The following is a 19,340-nucleotide window of genomic DNA, read 5'->3' on the forward strand; positions in this document are numbered from 1 at the left end:
ATTTTCAATGGAGCAGCCCTACTGTATAATTCCTACCCAATTAATATGGATTTAATAAGAAATGCACTTCGTAAACCCATTTCGGTTTTAGTACTTGTTGCCGGGATGTTCTTTTTTGGTATCAATGCAGTGCGTACGATCAAAGTGGATATTTTTCCGGCCATGGATTTGCCCGTTATTTATATCTCTCACCCCTTCGGAGGTTTCACCCCAAACCAGATGGAGGCCTATTTCGGCAAGCCTTACGTTAATATATTTCTGTTCGTAAATGGTTTGAAAGCCGTTGAAACAAAAAATATCCAGGGGCTAACCCTGATGAAACTAAGTTTTTACGAAGGCACCAATATGGCGCAGGCAGCGGCAGAATTAAGTGCTTTTGCAAACAGGATGCAATCTTCCTTTCCACCCGGATCACAGCCACCGTTTATTATCCGGTTTGATGCTTCTACACTTCCGGTCGGACAATTGGTTTTCAGCAGCGCCACACGTTCCAATAATGAACTTCTTGATCTTGCGCAGGTTTACATCCGTTCTTCTTTTACTTCGATACCAGGACTAGTTTCGCCTCCGCCTTTTGGTGGGAACCTTCGTACCATATTGATTAAAGCGGATCCTGATTTACTTCGTTCACACAACCTTACGCCTGATCAGCTGGTAGAAGCCATCCGTTTAAACAATCAGGCAACGCCGGCAGGAAATGTTAGGATCGGGGATAAAAATTACCTGACGCCTGCAAATACTTCTATTAAAAACGTAAAAGATTTTGGCGACATTCCTTTGTTTAAAGGAACGGTGCAAAATTTATATTTAAAGGATGTTGCCACCATTGAAGATGGCGCCGACCTTACAGCGGGTTATGCCCTAGTCAACGGAAAAAGATCCGTTTATCTACCCATTACAAAATCTGCGGATGCTTCTACCTGGGAAGTGGTGCAGAATTTAAAAAAGGCTATTCCTCGTTTCCAGAGTATTTTACCGGAAGATGTAAAAATATCATATGAATTCGACCAGTCTGCCTATGTAATTAATGCGGTTGAAAGTTTAATTACGGAAGGAGCCATCGGAGCAATTTTAACGGGAATTATGGTACTGATCTTTCTGGGTGACCCGCGCGGCGCCTTGATCGTGATCATGACGATTCCTACCTCTATTATAGCGGGTGTATTATTTTTGAAATTATTTGGTCAGACCATCAATATCATGACGCTGAGCGGACTTTCCCTGGCCATTGGTATCCTGGTGGATGAATCGACTGTGACCATAGAAAATATTCACCAGCATCTCGATCTCGGAAAACCCAAGGCGCTCGCAATTTGGGATGCTTGCAAAGAAATAGCTTTCCCGAAACTCCTTATCCTTCTTTGTATTCTGGCAGTTTTTGCGCCGGCTTTTACAATGACCGGTATTCCGGGAGCTCTTTTCCTTCCATTAGCCCTTGCAATTGGATTTTCTATGCTTGTGTCATTTCTTCTTTCCCAGACCTTTGTTCCAATAATGGCCAACTGGCTGATGAAAGATCATTTACATAAAAAACCATCTACTAATTCAAGCATTAACGGCACTGAAACCGATACCTGGGATGAGAAAAAACAACTGGCAAACACTGAATATTTGAAGAGCAACAAAAAAATCAGCGGATTTGAAAAGTTCAAAAATGGATTTGTCCGCATGCTGGACAAATTATTCCCAAACAAAAAACTAGTTGTTCTTGCCTATATTGTGCTGATTACCGGTGCAGCCGGACTTCTGCTTTTCGATATCGGACGTGATGTTTTGCCCAAAGTGAATGGACGTCAGTTTCAGCTTCACATTCGCGTTGCAGATGGCACACGAATTGAACGTACAGAAGAAAAACTAATCAAAACGATCAGTGCTCTCGAATCGATTGTAGGAAAAGAGAATATTTCGATCACATCAGCATTTGTTGGAATGCACCCGGCGCAGTTTTCCGTGAACCCGATTTATTTGTTTACAAGCGGGCCTCATGATGCAATTCTTCAGGTGAGTTTGAAAGAGGATTATAAAGTAAATCTTGACGATTTAAAAGAAAATCTTAGAAACAAAATGAAGCAGGATTTGCCGGATGTTAAACTTTCTTTCGAGCCAATTGAACTAACGGATAAAATTCTTAGTCAGGGTTCGCCTACACCGGTGGAAGTGCGCATTATGAGTAAAAACAAAAAACAGAATGAAGAATATGCCAATAAAATCGTCGCTAAACTGCAACAGGTAAGTTTCCTTCGTGATGTACAGATTGCCCAGCCATTGCATTATCCTGCTGTAAAAATTGACATAGACAGAAAACGTGCGGCCCAATTAGGCGTAGATATGTCTGATGTTTCACGGTCGCTGACAGCGTCTACTTCATCTTCCCGGTATACTGAGAAAAACGTTTGGCTGGATGAAAAAATTGGTCTTAGTTATGCGGTTCAGGTTCAGGTCCCAGAAAATCAGATGAACAGTATTAACAGCATTGGCGAAATACCCATCCTGAAAAATTCTGCCCGTCCTGTACTAAGCGATGTAGCGACTATAAAACTGGATACAACCTATGGTGAAAATGATAATTTGGGCGCGATGCCGGTTATGTCTGTAACGGCCAATTTACATAAAACGGATCTTGGAACGGCATCAAAAGCTGTCAATGAAGCCATTGCTTCTCTGGGCGAACTTCCCCGCGGTTTGACGATTGAACCAATTGGCCTAAGCACTGTTCTTACAGAAACGCTTGACAGCCTTCAATCTGGACTTGGGGTTGCTATTGTGGTGATTTTCTTGATGCTGGCTGCCAATTTCCAGTCATTCAAAGTCTCGCTTGTGGTACTTACTACCGTCCCGGCCGTACTATTAGGAGCACTAGCCATGTTGACAATTACCGGATCTACCTTAAACTTGCAGTCTTATATGGGTATCATTATGTCGGTCGGGGTATCAATTTCCAATGCTGTACTTTTGGTAACCAATGCCGAGCAGCTCAGAAAACATAATGGCAATGCTTTACTTTCAGCAAAAGAAGCAGTAGAACTTCGTCTGCGTCCAATTTTAATGACCAGTGTCGCCATGATCGTGGGTATGATTCCGATGGCTGCGGGACTGGGCGAAGGCGGAGACCAGGCATCTCCTCTGGCAAGGGCAGTTATAGGAGGTTTGATTGCTTCCACCGTTGCTGCACTTGTTATTTTACCATTGGTTTTTGCCTGGGTACAGGAAAAAACATCAACTGCTTCGGTTTCCCTTGATCCGGAAGATAAGGAAAGTAAATTTTATGTGCCTGCTCATTAATCTAAAATATAACCTGATGCAACCAACAAATAAATATTCGATCATTAACGGACTGGTTTTCAGTATTATGATTACCACTGTTATTGGATGCAATTCCAAGGCAGAGGAAAAAGAGAAAGCTGAGAAAGCGGGGAAAGTTGCTGCCGCTCCAACCGCCACGGTAACTTTTCCTCTTGAAAAAGAAGATCTGTCAACGGCTTTTCATACGCCGGGTGAACTCATTTCCTATCACGAAGTGGACCTGTATGCAAGGGAAACAAGTTTTGTAAAAAAACTCTATGCAGATGTTGGTTCGGAAGTAAAAGCGGGTCAATTACTGGTTTCAATGGAAGCGCCAGAATTGAATTCGCGCCTGGCCGGAGCTGAATCAAGAGCAAAAGCACAAGAAGCTGCATACATTGCCAGTAAAGCTAATTATTCACGTTTAGTGGAAACCAGCAAAACGCCGGGAACAATTTCCCAAAATGATCTGGATCAGGCTCTGGCACGTATGGATGCGGATTATGCACAGCTTCAATCAGCGAAAGCAAGTCAGAAAGAAGTGGGTGCCAGCAAAAATTACCTGGAAATAAGAGCGCCTTTCGCGGGTATCATCACGGCAAAAAATGTGAGTCCGGGTGCCTACGTCGGCCCAGCCGGAAAAGGATCTGAATTCCCCTTGTTCACTTTGCAGGAACAAAGGAAAATGCGTCTGGTGGTATCTATTCCGGAAGCCTATGTCGGTTATGTTACCAACAAGACTGAAATCAGTTTTTCTGTAAAAGCATATCCAAACCAGAAATTCAAAGCCAAAGTAAAACGCCTTGCCGGTGCACTTGACAGCAGACTTCGTTCGGAAAGAATTGAAATGGATGTTTTCAATGATGACAAAAAATTATTCCCAGGCATGGTTGCAGAAGTGGAAATTCCACTTTCATCCGACATACCTTCTTTTGTAGTTCCAAAAACTGCCCTTGTCAATTCTATGGAAAGAGTGTTTGTTGTAAAAGTTGTAGACAACAAAGCATTATGGGTTGATGTTAAAAAAGGAAGAGAGATGGATAGTACCGTAGAAATTTTCAGTGGAGATCTTCAGATAAAAGATCAGCTGGTAAAAAAAGCAAGTGAAGAGGTAAGAAATGGTTCTGTACTGCATACCAAACTTGCATCTTTGTAAAAGACCTACTTCAAAGAAATCCCCTGAAAGCAACTATTTTCAGGGGATTTCTTTTTTTTACTGTTTCAAAATTCATGTTGTATCTTTTCAAAAGGAAAAAATCCAAGATTAATTTCGTCTTCCGGTCCTTCCTCTTTTGAAATAGTCAGGTGAAATTTTTCTTTGAAAGCAGGTGCCAATATTTCCTGAACCTGAAAAATATCATCTACATCAACACCATATTTATCGTCCACATGTGAAGGTGCGCCTTCGAATCCGGTATGCTTGAAAAACGCAGTTTGCTTTGACAGCGCGATGGCCTCCATTTGATTTTCTGCCACAACGAGCGTTTTGTAATGAAATTCATCAAATTCGCCTCGCTTGTAACCTCCAAGATTGATGAAAAACAATTTCAGATCTTCCTCTTGACTGGAAAATAACTCCCGTTCAGTAATTTCAACTTTATAACCATTTATATAATTAACTTCCCGGAAAGCGTCCAGATGGATTTTACCTTTTGCTTCCCGCCAGCTTTTTTTTATTTCCGGAATTAAATCTTTCACTGATCTTCCTATCCCAAAAAATATATCATGCTGTTCGGTAAAGCGGCCTGGTGGGCGACAACCCAGCAAAATCATGTAAAGTTTTAATTTGCTCATTTGTTTATATTTTCAATTGATCAGCAGAAAATCAAATGACGACATCTAACCGATTTTTAATTCATAAAATAAAAACAAATTAGCCGGATTTTTTATCTTTGTTGTGTTAAGGAAATGGTGTCTTCCTATTTGAACCGCCCTAAAAAAGCTGATGGCGCCTGGTTACGTTTATTTTAAGCCAGGATAATTATGCCTTTTTCAGATCAAAAATCACAATTCAGAGCTTCAAAAAGTTACCTTTATTTTTCCAAAGTCAATCAAAAATTCCCTTCTTCCGGATATGTTATCAGGTGGATGTTTATCTGTTCCATTCTTGGAATCTGCGTGGGATCCGTATCTGCCTTTTTTCTTGTCTCTCTCCAATGGGCGACTGAAGTTCGCGAATCGCACCTTTGGCTGATTGCCTTACTTCCTGTCGCCGGATTTTCCATCGGGTTGTTATATCATTATTTTGGCAAAGAAGTTGAAGGCGGGAATAATTTACTGATTGATACCATTCATAATCCAAAAGACTGGATTCCTTTCAAAATGGCTCCATTTGTACTCATTGGAACCATCACAACTCATATTTTCGGAGGTTCAGCAGGCCGTGAGGGCACAGCTTTACAAATGTCCGGGGCTATCGGAGAGCAGTTGAGCCGGATTTTTAAATTTAATCCCGAGGACAGAAAAGTACTTTTAATCGCAGCTGTAAGTGCTGGTTTTGGCTCCGTTTTTGGTACACCACTGGCAGGAGCAATATTTGGTATGGAAGTATTTCTAATCGGGAGATTACGGTATGATGCTATTTTTCCGGCATTTCTTTCGGCCATTCTCGCAAGCATGGTAACGGATGCCTGGCAGGTTTCCCATACACATTATCACATCGATTTTATTCCAAAAATTACTGCCGTCAACATTCTTTTCAGCATTCTCGCCGGATTATTTTTCGGGATAGTTTCTGCCTTTTTTAGTAAAACAATTCATATAACCGGCAAATTATTTAAAACGCACATTGCATATCCTCCGCTCCGGCCATTAGTCGGAGGGATTATTGTGGCTATTGGCGTTTGGACGCTTGGCACTACAAAATACATTGGACTGGGAATTCCGACGATCCTGGAATCCTTTGAACAAAGTCTCCCGGCTTATGATTTTTTACTAAAAATCGTTTTTACAATTATTACTTTGGCCGCCGGATTTAAAGGCGGAGAAGTCACACCCTTATTTTTTATAGGAGCCACACTGGGCAATGCACTCTCCTATTTCATTCCATTGCCTATCGGTTTATTGGCAGGAATGGGCTTTGTTGCCGTTTTTGCCGGTGCCACCAATACACCGCTCGCCTGCATTTTTATGGCAATAGAATTATTCGGTGCCGAATGCGGAGTATATGTCGCCATCGCCTGCGTGGTATCCTACCTTTTTTCAGGCAATACCAGCATTTATAATGCACAAGTTATTGGAGAACCAAAAAATTCACGTTTTAGTCAAAATGAAGGAAAGAAAATTAGTGAGCTTTAATAAGCTCACTTAATAATTGGCAACGAGTCTTTTCCATTCGGGATGCCTTTCAAGATAATCAAGGACATAAGAACATCTTGGAACAATCTTCCTGTTTTCAGATTCAATATATTCCAAAGTTTTTGTAACCATGGCTGAGGCCACACCTCTTCCTTCCAGCTCCGGAGCAACTTCGGTATGAATCAGATACACATGGTCGTATTTAATTACGTAATCAATGAAAGATCTGTGATTATCTACTATAAATTCAAAATTGTGTTTCTCCCTATTATCTACCAAACGGACATCGTCATATTTTCCACGCATGTTTTATACTTTAAAATTTAATTCAGGGCAATTTAATTGATCAGTGCACTTTATACAAAGGTTTGCTTCTTTCAGTTTTAATTATTTTGTTTCCTTGCTACCGAGACTAATCTCGTATCACGGCTAGTTTTGAGTGTTTTTTTCTACAACTAACATAAAAACAAATATTCCTGGATGGAATAAAATATAAATACGGGGAATAATTACGCTTAATATATCTAAAACTCTACTGGCATCTATTTTTAACAAACCTTACTAAACATTTTAACATAAACTAATTTACTACCACCATGGGAAATCTTCTTTATACAATAGCCGTCATTCTGGTTATTTTATGGTTAATCGGTTATTTTGGCTTTGCCAGTTTTGGAATGGGAGGCATCATTCATATTCTTTTGGTAATTGCCGTTGTTGCCGTGATTTTAAGATTGATACGTGGAGACAGGGTTGTGTGAAATTAATACTTCATCAATGATATTTTACTCAGGATTTCTAATCGGAATCCTGAGTTTTTTTTGCTTTTTGTATACTATAAAAACCTATGACTGATGTGATCCCTTGGCACAATTGTTATGAAAAAGGAATTACCGGTTCAAATAAGTTAACCTATCTATGACAATGGAAAATTCAGATTATAACCCCATCCAGGATACAGTAACCACTGTTTTCAAAACAAAAGAAGGAGCTCAAAAAGCTTATGACGAATTAACTTCTCATGGTTACAAGGCGGATGAAATTAGCGTACTTATTTCCGGAGAAACGCGAACGCTTCATTTTTCAAATGATTCGAAGGAAAAAAGCGATGAGCATACAGAACATAAAACGTTTGAAAAAGCAGGTATTGGAACTGCCATTGGTGGAACTGCCGGAGCAGTTGCGGGAGCTATTGCAGCCATTGGTACTGCTGTAATTATCCCGGGCCTGGGTATTGCCATAGCAGGACCGATTCTGGCATCGATGACCGGCGCAGGTGCAGGCGGCATTGCAGGTGGAATCATTGGTGCACTTGTTGGTTCAGGGATTCCCAAACATCACGCTGAACATTACGAAAAAAGTCTGAAAGATGGAGGGATAATCATTGGCTTCAAACCAAAAACAGTTGAAGACCGGATGGAAATTATCACCGCCTGGAATAGCTTGGGAGGAAGGCAGGTTCATGAAGATTAAAACGGAAATATTTATATTATAATCCAATAAAAAAGCGCATTCCTTTCTATGGAAAAATACATCAGGTGCCGCCTCGAAAATGGATATTTCATCTTTGATACCATAGAAAAATATCCGGAAGATATTGCAAATGATATTCTTGAAGAATTATTAATCAGGATCTTGAAGCGATAACGTACAAAATTGCAGACGACAATTGGTTTCAGGTAACCGGACGGATACGTGAACAATATGTAAAATTGATTCTGGACGACGATGGAAAGGATCAGGTTTTGGTCAAAATGAATACTATCAAAAGAATTCTGGAATACAGGATAAAGGAATTAGTATAGGAAAATCCGGGTTAAGAATATTGATCAATAGTTATTTAAATGACACACGAAAAGATATTTAAACGTAAGGACGGAAGCCGGGTAAAAGTATCAGTCTGGTTATATGTTCACCTTAATAAATCAAATTGGGGATACTCCATATTTCTTCGCGAAGCAGATTCCGACCGTTGGATCGATCCTTTCAGCGATACCGAATACATAACCCGGGTTGTAAAGCCGAAATTCAAAAACACGACAAAACACGATTCTTTTGACAACTATATTTCGAAAAAGGAAATTATGGAAGCCAAACTTGAACTTTGGGAAATCATTAAACCTGTCTGATTTCCCAAAGTTTTTACAAAATATCTTTAAGCGATTTCCAGACCGTTTCCGCCACGATTTTATGGCCTTCCACACTGGGGTGAATTCCATCCTGCTGGTTTAATTTAGCTTCTCCCCCAACACCCTGCAAAAGAAATGGTATCAGCGTAAGTTTGTTCGAAGCTGCAATATCAGTATATACATTTCTAAACTCCGTCGTATATTTTTTACCCATACTTGGTGGCATTTGCATGCCTGCCAACACAAGTTTTGCATCAGGATATTTTGCTTTTACTTTGTCAAGAATGGATTGTAAATTCTTCTTTGTCTCACTTACCGGAATCCCTCTTAATCCGTCATTTCCTCCAAGTTCAAGTATAAAAACGTCAACCGGCTGTTTTAAAATCCAGTCGACCCGGCTGTTTCCGCCCGCTGTGGTTTCCCCGCTTACTCCACCATTTACAACTTTGTAATCCAATCCCAATGAATCGATTCTTTTTTGGGTCAGACTGGCAAAACTTTTTGAAGGATCATCCAGGCCGTATCCCGCGGTAAGGCTGTTCCCAAAAAACAAAATAGTTTTTTTTCCCTTTTTAACTGTTACTTCTTTTCCGGATTTGGCAGATTCCGTTGGTTCAGTTTTTTTAGCTCCGTTACAAGCGGCCAATATTAGAATTAAAACAAATAATCGTGCTGTTAAAAATAGATTGTTCATGAGTCAGGTACTATCGGTTTAAGCTTTTTTTATTTTGGTTTAAATACAATTTAATACCGCATATCTTTACAATTGGCTGCAATCAACATGTAAAAATATACTTTTAATACTTTATATTTCCTGTCAGGTTCCAGGTTTGATTAATTGATACAAAGATCACGCCGCCAAGGTTGCAGAAAAACCCTAATAACGAAAAATTTAATGAATACGATACTGAATCTGGATCAGGTAAGTAAAATCTATCAAAGCGGCAGCAGATCACTGACAGTGCTTGATAATATCAGTTTTTCTGTTGAAGCTGGCTCAACAATGTCCATTGTAGGACCATCAGGAAGTGGCAAAACTACACTTTTAGGCTTGTGCGCCGGTCTGGATCGGTCAACTTCCGGTAAAGTGGAATTGCATGAAACACGTCTTGACGGATTAAGTGAAGACCAACTGGCGGCGGTTCGGAATAAATATGTAGGTTTTATATTCCAGAACTTTCAGCTGATGCCCACATTGACGGCTTTGGAAAATGTAATGGTACCACTTGAACTTCGCGGAGAAAAAAATATAAAACCAAGAGCGCTGGATTTGCTTGATAAAGTAGGACTCGCGGATAGAGGCCACCACTATCCTGCCCAGCTTAGCGGGGGGGAACAGCAGCGTGTTTCTCTGGCAAGGGCTTTTTCAAATAAACCACAAATTTTATTTGCGGACGAGCCAACCGGAAATCTTGATGCCGAAACAAGCGAAAAGGTGGTTAAATTACTTTTTGATTTGAACAAAGAAGCAGGAACGACGCTTGTTGTGGTAACACACGACCTGGAACTTGCCGCCAAAACACAACGAATCATAAAAATAAAAGGAGGGAAAATTATTTCAGATACACCTGCTCTGATTGTCTGAAACCTAAGTTTTTCTTTTCCTTTTATAGTGAATTTGATATAAAATGATCCCATCCGAAACATCACCTGAAGATACAAAACAAGGCTTAAACTTTCCCTGGCTGTTACAAATGGCCTGGCGCGACAGCAGACGAAATCGTTCCAGGTTGCTTTTGTTCGTATCATCGATCGTATTAGGCATTGCTGCGCTGGTTGCCATCTATTCTCTGGGCGATAATCTCAGACAAAATATTGACAGCCAGGCTGCTACACTTTTGGGTGCTGACCTTCAACTGTCAGGAAATAAACCGGTTACCGGAAAAACAAAAAAACTGATTGATTCTTTGGGTGTAAAACGTTCTCAAGAAAGAAGTTTTGCTTCGATGATTTTATTTCCAAAAAACAATGGAAATCGCTTAGCACAGGTTAAGGCACTGGAAGGTGATTTTCCTTTTTATGGTGACCTGGAAACTTCTCCGGTGAGCGCAGGAAAAACATTTAGAAATAGCAGGGAGGCATTGGTGGATCAAACGTTGATGCTGCAATATGAAGCAAAAGTGGGCGATTCCATCAAGGTCGGCGAGGTGACTTTTGCAATTGCGGGAATATTATTGAAAGCACCAGGACAAACGGGCCTGACAAGCTCGGTTGCGCCTTCGGTTTATATTCCAATGAAGTATCTGGACCAAACCGGTCTGATGCAAAAAGGGAGCAGGATCGCCTATCGTGATTACATCAAATTTGCTCCAAAAACAGATGTCGAAAAATTGGTAAAATCATTAGAATCCCGATTTGACGCCGCTGATCTTGACCATAAAACGGTTCAGAGCCAGAAAGAAGATACCGGAAGATCTTTTAAAGATCTTACCCAGTTTCTTGCTTTGGTTGGTTTTATAGCCTTGCTTCTCGGCTGTATTGGTGTTGCCAGCGCGGTTCATATTTACATCAGAGAAAAAATAAGCTCGATTGCGATTCTGCGTTGCCTGGGCGTAAAAGGGTATCAGGCATTTTTGATTTATCTTATCCAAATTGCCGGAATAGGGCTTTTTGGATCCATTTTGGGTGCTATTCTGGGAAGTGTCATTCAACAGTTCCTACCGATTGTAATCAAAGATTTTCTTCCTTTTGAACTTACAACAGGTTTATCGTGGCCCGCTATCGGACAAGGAATTGGTATTGGATTAATCATTTCAATACTTTTTGCGATGCCGCCTTTGGTATCGATCCGGAAAATTTCTCCGCTTAATGTTCTTCGTAATACAGCAGATAACGGAAAATCACAAAGAGATCCAATAACCTGGATTATCTACATTTTGATCGTCGGCTTCATTTTCGGATTCTCCTATCTTCAGACACATAACTGGATCCAGGCACTTTCCTTTACAGGTGGAATTTTAGGGTCTTTTCTTATTCTGACAGGTATGGCTTACCTGCTTATGTGGCTGGTTCGCCGGTTTTTTCCGATATCATGGAGCTATCTGTGGCGCCAGGGGCTGGCAAATCTTTTCCGTCCAAATAATCAGACTATCATTCTGATTGTTGCGATTGGACTTGGTACTTTATTTATCTGCACCCTGTTTTTCATTCAGACAATTCTTTTGAACCGTGTAAAATTATCATCGAGCGGAAATAAACCCAATATCGTTTTGTTTGATATTCAGTCGAGCCAGAAAGATGCAGTAATTGCGCTTGCCAAACAGGAAGGTCTTCCGGTTAACGAAACGGTGGCTATCGTCAATATACGTCTTGAACAAGTAAATTCGCGTACTGCTGCAACGGCTGAAAGCGATACTTCCAAAGAACAATCACGCCGTATTTTTGGAAGAGAATATCGTGTCACCTTCCGCGACTCTCTTACTGCATCTGAAAAAATCGTGCAGGGTGAATGGATTGGAAAATACAAGGATAATTCCTCATTAATTCCGGTGTCGGTGGAAGAAGGTTTTGCCAAACGAGGTAATATCGCCTTGGGAGATACGCTGGTTTTTAACGTCCAGGGTACGATCATGCAAACGTACGTAGCGAGTATGCGAGACGTAAACTGGGCGGAAGTCCAGACTAATTTCCTAGTCGTTTTTCCAACGGGCGTTCTCGAAGACGCGCCACAGTTTCATGTACTTTTAACGCATGTCCCCTCGGCTCAGGTTTCTGCCAAATTTCAGCAGGCATTAGTACAGCGCTTTCCAAATATTTCTATCATCGATCTTGCGCTGGTATTAAAAGTGATTGATGATCTTTTCAATAAAATTGGTTTTGTAATCCGGTTTATGGCCGGTTTTAGTATACTAACCGGAATTGTAGTTTTAATTTCATCTGTATTGATAAGCAAATATCAGCGGTTACAAGAAAGTGTTTTGCTGAGAACATTGGGGGCAAGCAGAAAACAAATATTTGCTATCACTGCTCTGGAATATTTTTTCCTTGGCGCTATGGCATCATTGACCGGAATTTTACTCGCGCTTATCAGCAGTTGGGCACTTGCGAAATTTACATTTGAAACAGAATTCAAACCAGAACTTTTGCATGTGCTCTTATTATTGTTACTGGTAACGTCACTTACAGTGATCATTGGATTGATTAACAGCCGTGGCATTTTGTCAAAATCGCCGTTGGAGGTTTTACGTCAGGATGTTTAATCTTACGTTTTGTAGGAGTATTTAAATTATATATTAGCCTTATGTTCGGAAGATCGCAGTAGGTCGTATATCCCGATCGGTATTATTGCGCCGCGTTGTGAATTTCAGTAAGTGTTTCCATACTTATACCGAGATAAGACGCGATATGAATCAATGGAATTCTTTCAAGAATTTGCGGCTGGATTTTGCACATATATTGGTACCGTTCTCTGGCCGTATGCAGCTTAAAAAGTTGAGCTTGCTCCTCCTGTCGTCCCAATATTTCTTCCATCAATCTTCTTCCCATCGTATCCACTTCAACGGACCGGCTGAATAACTCGTAAAGTTGCTCTTTATCAAAAACGATTACATCCATATCTTCCTCAGCCAGAATAAAATACTCCGAGCCGGTTCCGAGTTTCATACTTCTTATATTGGTAGCAAATTCTTTTTCAAAATAAAAATTTGTGTTAATCGTTTTTCCGCCGTAATTGTAGTAAGCTCTGCAATAACCATTTTCGATATAATAAAGAGCATTACTTACCTCCCCGGCATTCAATAAATATTCACCCTTTTTGACTTCACGGATTTTAAGAACCTTTTTCAAGGAACTCCATCCCTGCTCAGACAGATTGATGATGCTTTTTATATAGATGTAAAGATTTTCCAAGTATTGAAAATTTAAGTAAAAATCCAACTTATATTTTTATAAAGCACACTTCTACTATTCAAAATATAGTATTACTTAACATCTTGATTCTAATATACAATTTTTTATTATTTTATTTATTCTTTAAAGACAATCAACAGGGAACTCGTTAAAGGTTGAATTATAATGGTACTAACAATTGTAATTTACTATTCTTACATTTTATAGACTTGAAGAATAAATTAATCTAAACGACACAGACAGGAACGCTAAAACAATAAAAAAGCCATTCACTATCAGAATTTTACAATATATTCTTTAAACGAAATAACCAGTACTAAGGAATGACCCTTATCTTTTACTGAAATTTCAAAATAATGGACTACGCTATTCAAATAATTATTTCTGTCCGAAGCAATCAGCTTCGACACGCCACTACTAACGGATATCGAAAATCGGATTAAATTTTCAGATTTATAAGGCTTTTCTATTCTGTATTTTTTGATCAAAACAAAGGTGAGATTCTGCTTCTCAGGAAGTACTGGGAACGATTATTTTACAATGCGCAGGACAGACCGGATCAGAATGATCTGGTAACTGGTTGCTTCATCAAACTATCAATCTAAATAATTAAAATCGTTATGACTTTCATAGAATCAACTTCCGGAAATTCAGATAAACCCGTAAAATTATTTATCCAGGATATCGGGCAGGGAAAACCTGTCGTGTTCATTGCAGGATGGCCATTGAGCAGCGAAATGTGGGAATATCAGCTGAATGTTTTACCCAAACATTTTCTTCGTTGTATCGCTTATGACCGTCGTGGCTTTGGGAAATCAGATAAGCCATGGGAAGGTTATGATTACGACACATTGGCCGGTGATCTGAATGCGGTATTGGAAGAACTAGACCTGCATGAAGTAACACTTGTTGGTTTTTCTATGGGTGGAGGCGAGGTAGCCCGTTATATGTCAAAATATGGCGATAAACGAATTTCAAAAGTTGTTTTCATAAGTTCTGTTGTGCCGTTTATGTTGAAAACTGAAAGTAATCCTGACGGACTTCCAAAAGAAATGTTTGACGAATTTGTCGCTGCTTCCGAAGATGACCGCCCTAAATTTTTAGCAGAATTTGCCAAAGGATTTTATGGAAACTCATTTCTAAATCCTAACGTGAGTGATGAAATAATGACCTGGCATAATATATTGGCTCTGCAAGCATCCGGCCGCGCTACGAGCAAATGCATACGCGCTTTCAGCGAAACAGATTTCCGGGACGATCTTAAAGTCATCAACGTACCAACGCTGATTATCCATGGTGATGCGGATAAAACTGTCCCGATTGACGTGAGTGGAAAAAAGACTTCAGAATTGATGCCTGCCGCTGAATATATTGTTTACGAGAATGCGCCGCACGGACTTTTCATTACGGAAAAAGAACGATTGAATGATGATCTAATTCGATTTATAGCCGGGAAACCGCTCCATATTGAGGTTGCAGAACAAGCTATTAATGCGGTTCAAAATGGTGCTAATCTCATTATTTAAATCCTAAAAAACTGCTCTTTAAAAGCTTCCGGATTTGATTATCCGGAAGCTTTTTTTGTCTCAATCTCACTTTAAGACGTTTCAAACCTGATTTTTTCTGCTTAAACTTTTATATAAGAATTCCATTTCTTATTGTAATTATTTTCGTTTGAAAATCTTTTAAAGATTAACCTGTTTTTTCAATACACACATTTTGCCCTCTTTGAAAACTCAACTTTTTTCTATCCTCCATCGTTTTGAAACTTAACACTATTTTATTTGAAGTTGCATGGGAAATCTGTAATCAAGTTGGCGGAATTTATACTTTTATTAAGTCCAAAATTCCCGCTGTGATGGACGTCAGGGAAGACAATTATTATCTGATCGGCCCATATTTCCCAGATACTTCCAAGCTGGATTTTAAATCCGTTGTAGTCACCGGCGAATGTCCTGTAGGAAAAACCATATTGCTTATGCGCGACATGGGCTATGAAATCCATCTGGGTTACTGGCTTTTGGAATCATCTAGACCGCTGGTTATTTTGTTCAATCCTGATAGCCATCTGCCTAATCTCAACCAGGTAAAAGCCAAACTATGGAATGATCATCAAATTTCGTCACTGCGTGCAGATGTGCTAACAGACAAAGTGCTGGCTTTCGGAGAAATTATCAGGATTTTTTTCACGACACTTCGAAATTTTTCTAACGATGATCAGGATTTAATTGCACACTTTCATGAATGGATGTCTGCGAGCTGTCTTCCGCAGCTTCATGACGATAAAATCAAGATCGCTACTGTTTTTACTGCACACGCCACCGTATTTGGACGATATCTCGCACCGAATGAATATGATTATTATAATAAATTGTCCACTTACGATCTTGACGAAAAAGCAGCCCATTACAATATTGAAGCACAAACGGGAATAGAAAAAGCTGCTGCACAACATGCTAATGTACTCACAACAGTAAGTGCGCAATGTGCAAAGGAGTGCGAATTATTTCTTGGCCGTTACCCGGATTCCATCCTACCGAATGGATTAAATTTCAAACAGAAATTTCCCCATGAAAGCTTTTCCCAGCATCAAAAATATCGTAGTATGATTGATGAATTTGTAAAAGGATTGTTTTTCCCGAGCTATCATTTCAATACAGAAAAGACCTTGTATTTTTTTACATCCGGCAGGTACGAATACAGAAACAAAGGTTTTGATATAACGCTGAAAGCGATTGAACAATTTAAAGAAAAATTGCAGGAAATGGATTCCGACATTACAGTGATTCTTTTCATTGTGTCTCCCAGACCGCATTATTCCGTAAAAGCAAATGCAATGGAAGCAAGATCCCGTTATCAGCATATGCAGAAGTTATGCCGAAAAATCAGTTCCAAGCTCGGCCCTCGCATATATGCGTCAGTCACGCACGACGGCGGCTCAACACTACCAGATATTAACAAGCTATTGGATGATGAATTGTTGCAGGATTGGAAAAAGACAGTAGCCGGATTTAAACAAAAACAATTACCTGCTGTTGCCACGCATCATCTGATACATGAGGATGAAATCACCGATTTTTGCCGTGCAGCAGGTTTTGATAATAGTAAAAATTCTGCCGTAAAAGTGGTTTATCATAATGATTTTATTGAAAGAGCTACCTCCCTATTGGGTATCGACTATGCTGAATTTATTTCAGGCTGCCATTTAGGAATTTTTCCTGATCTCTATCAGCCCTGGGGATACGCGCCGATGGAATCCGTTGTCCTGGGAACACCCACAATTATTAGTAATCATTCCGGATTTGGTCAATTCATACAGGATAATGTCCCTGATTATGAGGATAAAGATATATATATGCTTGACCGGAAATTTCAGTCGGATGAAGCGGCTGTGTATCAGCTTTCCGAAATGCTGTATGATTTCACAATAAATTTTGTCAATAATCAATTTATTCCAAGAAGCAGCGTAAAAGATACCGCGATTGAAAACTTATGCTGGTCAGAAATTCAGCCACGTTATGAAGAAAATTATAATATGGCCATGATGCGAAGCCAGCCGGCTACTGGTTTGTATTGAAATAAAATTCCACGAATTTTCACCATTTTACATTGGTGAAAATTCGTGGAATTTTGGCAAAAATAATTAGATAACGGAATTATTCTCCATTCATAACCCTCAGCGACAACATCGTAATATCATCAAACTGAATAGCAGGACCAATAAATTGCACCAAACTGGACAGTGTAACTTCATTCATTTCTTTGGCCGATTTTTGGATTGAACCCTCACCAGTTGTGAAAAAATCCTGTAAATGGGGCAGTCCAAAACGTGCACCGCTCATGTTGTTTGCATCCGTAACACCGTCTGTATAAAGTACAAATTTATCTCCCGGATTAAGTGTCAGGAATCTGGACTCATATTCATATTCGGGATCAAAACACAAAGCCATGCCTTCCTGTTTCTTAACCAGCTCAGTCGTTCCGTCGGCACGCTGGATGATCGGTGGCTCATGGCCCGCATCAACATATTCAACCTCACCTGTTTTCGTATTTAAAATACAAATAAAGGCTGTAACGAACATAAACATTGAATTATCCTCGCATAAAAATTCATTTAAAATCTTCACCTTCTGCACCAGGCTATCACCATTTTTGTTGGAAAACTGGCTTTTGAAAATAGCTTTGGTAATGGCCATAAAAAGTGCTGCCGGAATTCCCTTGTCGGATACATCGCCTATCATAAAAAATAAGCGATCTTCATCCATCATGAAATAATCATACAAATCCCCTCCTACCACCTTGGCTGGCTGTAAAAACGCATGAAGATCAATGCCTGCTTTTCCGATATTTGCAGGAACTGTTTTTGGAAGCATGGAAAGCTGGATTTCCTTCGCCACGCTCAGGTCGTTTTGTATTGCAATCAACTGCTCCCTGCCCTTTTCAAGACTTGTCAGCATTTCAATGTGCTCCACCGTTTTGCTGATCGTTATTTCAAGATCTTCAAAATTCACTGGTTTTGTAACAAAGTCAAAAGCACCGCGGTTCATCGCAGTGCGGATGTTGTCCATATCGCCATATGCCGAAACCATGATGGATTTCAGTAGTGGATTTTGCTTCTCGTTAATCTTGGACAGAAAGGTCAAGCCGTCCATTCCGGGCATATTGATATCTGATAAAATCAGCGAAACGTCACCCACTTCCTCCAACTTTTCGAGTGCTTCTATACCATTATTGGCGAAAACAAATTCATATTTTTTGTCTCTGATCTGTTTTCTGAAAAGCTGAAGAATCAGCATTTCCATATCCTGCTCGTCGTCTACACTTAATATTCGGATTGCCATTATTGTGAAGTTTTTTTATGAGTATTTTTAAAATATCCGGGTTTATTATGCCGGAATTATGATTAGAAATTCCGTTCTCTCGTTTAATTCAGAAGCAACCTCAATAGTACCCTGATGTGTTTCCACAATGGTGCTATATGTCAGCGAAAGTCCGAGGCCTGTGCCTTTTCCATGCGGTTTTGTTGTAAAAAATGGCTGGAACAATTTTGAAACAATATCAGCCGGGATACCAATTCCATTATCCTCAAACCGGACTTCTATTCTGTCATTACGTTTTTTTGATGTGATTTTGATGAACGGATCATACTTCTCTATTTGTCTTTTAGCGCGCTCGTTCACTGCATAACAGGCATTGTTGACCAGATTTAATATCACCCGACCGAAGTCACCACGTGATAATTTCACTTCCTTAATCAAAGGATCCAGATCATATTTCAAGGTCACATTAAATTCTTTGTCTTCTGAGCGGGCACCCTGATAAGCCAGTTTGCTAAATTCTTCCAGCAACTGATTCAGATCGGTTGGTTCCAGATATGCGCCATCTGTCCGGGTCTGCAAAAGCATACCTTGAATGATCCGCTCTATCCTTTTTCCGTTTTCGTTAATTTTTACAAGATTTTTAGATAGTGCGTCTAGCAAATCCTTTTGATCCGCCTTGTCGTCTTCACTAACTTCCTCTGCCGGTTTATCTAAAAGTTCTGCAAGTTCTTCCACCAGTCCCTGAGATAATCTTGAAAAATTATTGACAAAACTAACGGGGTTTTTTATCTCATGGAGTATACCCGCACTTAACTGACCTATATCAGCCAGCTTACTCAATTCAGATATTTTCTGCTGATACGCTTCAATTTCTTTATTCAATTCCTCAATCCCGGTATGGAGACTTGTTGCCGTAGGCGGAGAGTCTGCATGATTGTCTTTTTGCTGCTCCATATTAGGTATT

At 39.9% G+C, this 19,340-nt stretch carries 17 protein-coding genes; 11 read left to right on the forward strand and 6 right to left on the reverse strand.

Annotation, left to right across the window (positions count from 1 at the left end; all coding sequences use genetic code 11):
• Positions 1-45: 45 nt before the first annotated feature.
• Both FZF08_RS18240 and FZF08_RS18245 read left to right on the forward strand, forming a co-directional pair.
• The gene (locus tag FZF08_RS18240) at positions 46-3,282 is read left to right on the forward strand and encodes an efflux RND transporter permease subunit (protein WP_159471342.1); all 3,237 of its coding nucleotides are present in this window, start codon (positions 46-48) and stop codon (positions 3,280-3,282) included.
• A gap of 16 nt (positions 3,283-3,298) precedes the next feature.
• Positions 3,299-4,438, forward strand: a complete 1,140-nt coding sequence (locus tag FZF08_RS18245; protein WP_200837125.1) for an efflux RND transporter periplasmic adaptor subunit — start codon at positions 3,299-3,301, stop codon at positions 4,436-4,438.
• A 65-nt stretch (positions 4,439-4,503) separates the two neighbouring features.
• Here the strand turns inward: FZF08_RS18245 and FZF08_RS18250 are convergent, their stop codons facing one another.
• Positions 4,504-5,076: a DUF1543 domain-containing protein gene (locus tag FZF08_RS18250; RefSeq protein WP_159471344.1), complete on the reverse strand. Its 573-nt coding sequence runs from the start codon at positions 5,074-5,076 to the stop codon at positions 4,504-4,506.
• Between the two features lie 189 nt (positions 5,077-5,265).
• On the opposite strand from FZF08_RS18250, the gene FZF08_RS18255 reads away from it, so the two are divergent.
• Complete coding sequence (locus tag FZF08_RS18255) at positions 5,266-6,579, forward strand: voltage-gated chloride channel family protein (protein ID WP_159471346.1); 1,314 nt, start codon at positions 5,266-5,268, stop codon at positions 6,577-6,579.
• 9 nt (positions 6,580-6,588) lie between these two features.
• On the opposite strand, the gene FZF08_RS18260 is transcribed toward FZF08_RS18255, so the two are convergent.
• Positions 6,589-6,885: a GNAT family N-acetyltransferase gene (locus tag FZF08_RS18260; protein WP_159471348.1), complete on the reverse strand. Its 297-nt coding sequence runs from the start codon at positions 6,883-6,885 to the stop codon at positions 6,589-6,591.
• A 290-nt stretch (positions 6,886-7,175) separates the two neighbouring features.
• Here FZF08_RS18260 and FZF08_RS18265 point away from each other — a divergent pair, with 290 nt between their 5' ends.
• From FZF08_RS18265 to FZF08_RS18275, 4 genes are all read left to right on the forward strand, one after another.
• Positions 7,176-7,340, forward strand: a complete 165-nt coding sequence (locus FZF08_RS18265; protein ID WP_159471350.1) for a lmo0937 family membrane protein — start codon at positions 7,176-7,178, stop codon at positions 7,338-7,340.
• A 163-nt stretch (positions 7,341-7,503) separates the two neighbouring features.
• Entirely contained in the window at positions 7,504-8,052 is a 549-nt protein-coding gene (locus FZF08_RS18270) for a hypothetical protein (protein WP_159471352.1), read from the forward strand.
• A 48-nt stretch (positions 8,053-8,100) separates the two neighbouring features.
• Positions 8,101-8,226, forward strand: a complete 126-nt coding sequence (locus tag FZF08_RS32065) for a hypothetical protein (RefSeq protein WP_255463646.1) — start codon at positions 8,101-8,103, stop codon at positions 8,224-8,226.
• A gap of 197 nt (positions 8,227-8,423) precedes the next feature.
• Positions 8,424-8,708, forward strand: coding sequence for a hypothetical protein (locus FZF08_RS18275; protein ID WP_159471354.1), 285 nt, complete (start codon positions 8,424-8,426; stop codon positions 8,706-8,708).
• 13 nt (positions 8,709-8,721) lie between these two features.
• On the opposite strand, the gene FZF08_RS18280 is transcribed toward FZF08_RS18275, so the two are convergent.
• Positions 8,722-9,402, reverse strand: a complete 681-nt coding sequence (locus tag FZF08_RS18280; RefSeq protein ID WP_159471356.1) for an arylesterase — start codon at positions 9,400-9,402, stop codon at positions 8,722-8,724.
• Between the two features lie 201 nt (positions 9,403-9,603).
• Between FZF08_RS18280 and FZF08_RS18285 the strand changes: the two genes are divergently transcribed.
• A complete protein-coding gene (locus tag FZF08_RS18285) occupies positions 9,604-10,293 on the forward strand; it encodes an ABC transporter ATP-binding protein (protein ID WP_159471369.1) in 690 nt (229 codons plus the stop codon).
• Positions 10,294-10,336: 43 nt separating this feature from the next.
• Positions 10,337-12,907 carry an ABC transporter permease gene (locus tag FZF08_RS18290; protein ID WP_229216591.1) on the forward strand — a complete coding sequence of 857 codons (2,571 nt, stop codon included), beginning with the start codon at positions 10,337-10,339 and terminating at the stop codon, positions 12,905-12,907.
• Between the two features lie 82 nt (positions 12,908-12,989).
• On the opposite strand, the gene FZF08_RS18295 is transcribed toward FZF08_RS18290, so the two are convergent.
• Entirely contained in the window at positions 12,990-13,556 is a 567-nt protein-coding gene (locus FZF08_RS18295; protein WP_159471371.1) for a Crp/Fnr family transcriptional regulator, read from the reverse strand.
• A gap of 620 nt (positions 13,557-14,176) precedes the next feature.
• Between FZF08_RS18295 and FZF08_RS18300 the strand changes: the two genes are divergently transcribed.
• On the forward strand, positions 14,177-15,082 hold the full coding sequence (locus tag FZF08_RS18300; protein ID WP_159471373.1) for an alpha/beta fold hydrolase: 906 nt from the start codon (positions 14,177-14,179) through the stop codon (positions 15,080-15,082).
• A gap of 236 nt (positions 15,083-15,318) precedes the next feature.
• The gene (locus FZF08_RS18305) at positions 15,319-17,133 is read left to right on the forward strand and encodes a glycogen/starch synthase (RefSeq protein ID WP_159471375.1); all 1,815 of its coding nucleotides are present in this window, start codon (positions 15,319-15,321) and stop codon (positions 17,131-17,133) included.
• A 79-nt stretch (positions 17,134-17,212) separates the two neighbouring features.
• Here FZF08_RS18305 and FZF08_RS18310 read toward each other — a convergent pair whose 3' ends face one another.
• Both FZF08_RS18310 and FZF08_RS18315 read right to left on the reverse strand, forming a co-directional pair.
• Positions 17,213-18,397 (reverse strand): PP2C family protein-serine/threonine phosphatase, encoded by a 1,185-nt coding sequence (locus tag FZF08_RS18310; RefSeq protein ID WP_159471377.1) that lies wholly within the window; start codon positions 18,395-18,397, stop codon positions 17,213-17,215.
• Between the two features lie 45 nt (positions 18,398-18,442).
• Positions 18,443-19,330 carry a sensor histidine kinase gene (locus FZF08_RS18315; protein WP_159471379.1) on the reverse strand — a complete coding sequence of 296 codons (888 nt, stop codon included), beginning with the start codon at positions 19,328-19,330 and terminating at the stop codon, positions 18,443-18,445.
• Positions 19,331-19,340: the final 10 nt, after the last annotated feature.

This window comes from Dyadobacter sp. 3J3, assembly GCF_009801115.1.
Classification (GTDB): Bacteria; Bacteroidota; Bacteroidia; order Cytophagales; family Spirosomataceae; genus Dyadobacter.

What these genes read in the sequence shown, in the direction of transcription:
- FZF08_RS18285 (WP_159471369.1), top strand. Translation starts at nt 9,604, where the DNA reads ATGAATACGATACTGAATCTGGATCAGGTAAGTAAAATCTATCAAAGC.
- FZF08_RS18280 (WP_159471356.1), bottom strand. Translation starts at nt 9,402, where the DNA reads ATGAACAATCTATTTTTAACAGCACGATTATTTGTTTTAATTCTAATA.
- FZF08_RS18265 (WP_159471350.1), top strand. Translation starts at nt 7,176, where the DNA reads ATGGGAAATCTTCTTTATACAATAGCCGTCATTCTGGTTATTTTATGG.
- FZF08_RS18255 (WP_159471346.1), top strand. Translation starts at nt 5,266, where the DNA reads ATGCCTTTTTCAGATCAAAAATCACAATTCAGAGCTTCAAAAAGTTAC.
- FZF08_RS18270 (WP_159471352.1), top strand. Translation starts at nt 7,504, where the DNA reads ATGGAAAATTCAGATTATAACCCCATCCAGGATACAGTAACCACTGTT.
- FZF08_RS18310 (WP_159471377.1), bottom strand. Translation starts at nt 18,397, where the DNA reads ATGGCAATCCGAATATTAAGTGTAGACGACGAGCAGGATATGGAAATG.
- FZF08_RS18315 (WP_159471379.1), bottom strand. Translation starts at nt 19,330, where the DNA reads ATGGAGCAGCAAAAAGACAATCATGCAGACTCTCCGCCTACGGCAACA.
- FZF08_RS18275 (WP_159471354.1), top strand. Translation starts at nt 8,424, where the DNA reads ATGACACACGAAAAGATATTTAAACGTAAGGACGGAAGCCGGGTAAAA.
- FZF08_RS18300 (WP_159471373.1), top strand. Translation starts at nt 14,177, where the DNA reads ATGACTTTCATAGAATCAACTTCCGGAAATTCAGATAAACCCGTAAAA.
- FZF08_RS18250 (WP_159471344.1), bottom strand. Translation starts at nt 5,076, where the DNA reads ATGAGCAAATTAAAACTTTACATGATTTTGCTGGGTTGTCGCCCACCA.
- FZF08_RS18260 (WP_159471348.1), bottom strand. Translation starts at nt 6,885, where the DNA reads ATGCGTGGAAAATATGACGATGTCCGTTTGGTAGATAATAGGGAGAAA.
- FZF08_RS18245 (WP_200837125.1), top strand. Translation starts at nt 3,299, where the DNA reads ATGCAACCAACAAATAAATATTCGATCATTAACGGACTGGTTTTCAGT.
- FZF08_RS32065 (WP_255463646.1), top strand. Translation starts at nt 8,101, where the DNA reads ATGGAAAAATACATCAGGTGCCGCCTCGAAAATGGATATTTCATCTTT.
- FZF08_RS18240 (WP_159471342.1), top strand. Translation starts at nt 46, where the DNA reads ATGGATTTAATAAGAAATGCACTTCGTAAACCCATTTCGGTTTTAGTA.
- FZF08_RS18290 (WP_229216591.1), top strand. Translation starts at nt 10,337, where the DNA reads ATGATCCCATCCGAAACATCACCTGAAGATACAAAACAAGGCTTAAAC.